This is a genomic window from Colwellia sp. BRX10-1, from assembly GCF_014077545.1.
Lineage (GTDB): Bacteria > Pseudomonadota > Gammaproteobacteria > Enterobacterales > Alteromonadaceae > Colwellia_A.
The window spans coordinates 1-476 of the sequence record NZ_JACGWC010000103.1 but is presented as its reverse complement, the minus strand read 5'-3'; the positions used below and the strand labels follow the sequence as shown (position 1 = coordinate 476).

The 476-nt window shown below is 35.3% G+C and carries 1 protein-coding gene; it reads right to left on the bottom strand.

The window, feature by feature from the left end; all coding sequences use genetic code 11:
• A partial coding sequence (locus H4J75_RS19720; RefSeq protein ID WP_182223034.1) for a hypothetical protein occupies positions 1-320 on the bottom strand: 320 nt, incomplete at its 3' end.
• Positions 321-476: the final 156 nt, after the last annotated feature.

Here is a 476-nt window from a genome sequence, read left to right as displayed (position 1 = left end):
TGAGTAACTTTACCATTAATTAAGATCTCCGCAACACAATACAAACCATTATGAGAAATGATATAAATCCTAGAGCTAATTATTTTTCCTGATGGTAATTTAAACTTACCATAAGTAGTAGATGTACTTCCTCGATATGAGCCACTAGATCTTTGTTCAAATGACTCTAGAAGATAAGTCTGACCATATTTAACTTCATCCTCTTTAAAGCCGAAATCAACTTCCATAAGAAAATATAAACCGATGGCTAAAGCAATAAGTGCAAACGCAAAGCGAACTTTGACTTTAGATTTGATGCGTACTCTATAGGGTTGATTCATATTTGCGTATAACGCCTTACGAAGCGGCGATAAATTGTTGGCTAAAATTGCGAGGAACGAAGCTAGCCAACTGTTTAGCGTCCGTTTGAATAGCTTATAGTTCGACCAAGCCACCTAATTTACTAAAGTAACTTACTATTAGATTAGGTGGAACAT